Here is a 2,268-nt window from a genome sequence, read left to right as displayed (position 1 = left end):
CAGCTTGAAGTGGCCGATCTCGTGCGCGAGCACGGCCTCGACCTCGGCCGGCGCCAGGCGCTTCAGCAGCGTGTCGAAGAAGACGACCCGGCGCGCCGCACCGAAGCCGGTGAAGTACGCGTTCGCGTGCGCTGACCGGCGGCTGCCGTCCATGACGAAGAAGCCTTTCGCGGCGAACCCGGCCCGCTTCATGAGCGCCTGGACGCGGCCCAGGAGCCTCGGGTCGTCGAGCTCGCGGAAGCGGTTGAAGAGCGGGGCGATGACCGTGGGCACGACGATCTGGGCGGCGAACACGATGGCCATCCACGCCGCCCATGCCCAGAGCCACCAGGCGCTGCCGGCAGCGGCCATGATCCACAGCACGGCGGCCAGGAGCGGCAGCCCGAGCACCAGGCTCACGGCGAGCGACTTCAGCGCGTCCGCCAGCCATAGACGCCACGTCATCCGGTTGAAGCCGAAGCGTTGTTCGAGGCGGAAGGTCGTGTACAGCTCGAAGGGCAGATCGAGCACGGCGCCGATGGCGATGAAGGCGGCGACGAGGACGATCTCGTACGGCAATCCGCCCCAGCGCGGCGCGACCGCGTCGCGGACGGCGACGTTCAGCGCATCGAGGCCGCCGAACAGGGTCCAGCCGAGCAGCACGATCGCGCCGAAGACCATGTGCCAATGGCCCAGCCGAGCCCTGGCCAGGGTGTAGTCGGCCGCCTTCTGGTGCGCCTCGAGCGGGATCGAGGCGCGAAAGGGCGCGGGCACCTCGTTGCGGTGCAGGGCGACGTGACGCACCTGCCTGGCCGCGAGCCAGCCGCGCATCGCCAGCGATGCCACCAGGGCCGCTGCGAAGACCATGGTCCAGGTCGAGGACATGCCCGGAAGTGTAGGCGTCGCGCTCACCTGCGTGAGTGCTGCGAGAATTTCCCCCAGGAGCCTGCCGATGACCGCCACCGAACTCACGCTCGATGAACACAACCTGGTCTGGATCGACCTGGAGATGACCGGGCTCTCGCCCGAGCGCGACCGCATCATCGAGATCGCCGTGGTGGTGACGGATGCCCGGCTGGGCTGTCGCACCGAGGGGCCGGTGCTCGCCATCCATCAGAGCGACCCGGTCCTCGCCGGCATGGACGCCTGGAACACCGGCACGCACGGCCGGAGCGGCCTGACCGAGCGGGTCCGCGCCTCGACGGTCGACGAGGCCGAAGCGGAGCGGCAGGTGATCGAGTTCCTGCAGCGCTACGTGAGGAAGAACACCTCGCCGATGTGCGGCAACAGCATCTGCCAGGACCGTCGCTTCCTCGCCGCGACCATGCCTGCCCTCGAGGCCTTCTTCCACTACCGCAACCTCGACGTGAGCACGCTGAAGGAATTGGCGCGGCGCTGGCGGCCCGAGCTGCTGGCCGGCTTCCGCAAGGCCCAGGCGCACACGGCGCTCGCCGACATCCACGAGTCGATCGACGAGCTGAGCTACTACCGCGAGCACTTCCTGCGCGCCGCACCCACCTCGCCTGCAGGAACGGGCACCGCGATGTAGAATCGCAGGCTTGCCGCAACAGGCGTCCGGCTCAGGCCGAGACCGCAGGCTGCGGCGATTCGTACATCCCCTCTGACCGCCCCGGCGCCGTCTAACGGCGACCCGGAACCCTGCGCGGTATGGTCGGCGGCGATGCCGTCGCTAGAGGCCTTTGCCAGACCGTCGTGCCCGATCCAGGGCGCGAACCGGGCTTTCCCTGCGACCTTTCAGCCCTTGCCTCCGTGCACGGGCGGGTGCCTTCGCGCGCAAGCGGCGGCACCGGTTGGACTCGAGACTGCAATGACTTTCGATACCCTCGGCTTGCCCGAACCCCTGACCCGCGCCGTCACCGACGCCGGCTACGACGCGCCCACCACCGTGCAGACGGCGGCGATCCCGCCCGCGCTCGCCGGCGCCGACCTGATGGTCGCCGCCGCCACCGGCAGCGGCAAGACCGCGTCCTTCATCCTGCCGGCGCTGCAGCGCGTCCTGCTCGCCCGCGCCGACCCGTCGAAGCGGCGTGACAAGGCGACCGTGTACGGCCCGCGCATCCTGGTGCTGACGCCGACGCGCGAGCTGGCGATCCAGATCGCCAAGGCGGCGGCGACCTACGGCCGCCACGTGCCCGGCCTGCGCGTGGCCACCGACGTCGCCGGCGTGCCGTACCCGGCCCAGCTGAAGGCGCTGCGCGGCCCGCACGACAACCTCAACACGACGCCCGGCCCCCTGCTCGACCACCTCCAGACCGGCAAGGCCGTGCT

General features: G+C 70.5%; 3 protein-coding genes. 2 read left to right on the top strand and 1 reads right to left on the bottom strand.

Features of this window, described 5'->3' with window-relative positions; all coding sequences use genetic code 11:
• Positions 1 to 864: M48 family metallopeptidase (locus tag AC30N0_RS01450; RefSeq protein ID WP_489516161.1), on the bottom strand; the 864-nt coding region annotated here is incomplete at its 3' end.
• Between the two features lie 67 nt (positions 865 to 931).
• Here AC30N0_RS01450 and orn point away from each other — a divergent pair.
• A complete protein-coding gene (gene orn, locus AC30N0_RS01445) occupies positions 932 to 1,528 on the top strand; it encodes an oligoribonuclease (protein WP_489516160.1) in 597 nt (198 codons plus the stop codon).
• A 279-nt stretch (positions 1,529 to 1,807) separates the two neighbouring features.
• Positions 1,808 to 2,268: DEAD/DEAH box helicase (locus tag AC30N0_RS01440; protein ID WP_489516159.1), on the top strand; the 461-nt coding region annotated here is incomplete at its 3' end.

The sequence above is a fragment of the Rhizobacter sp. genome (assembly GCF_031412495.1).
In the GTDB taxonomy this organism is placed as follows: domain Bacteria; phylum Pseudomonadota; class Gammaproteobacteria; order Burkholderiales; family Burkholderiaceae_C; genus Schlegelella_A.
This window is presented reverse-complemented; position numbering and strand designations above follow the sequence as displayed.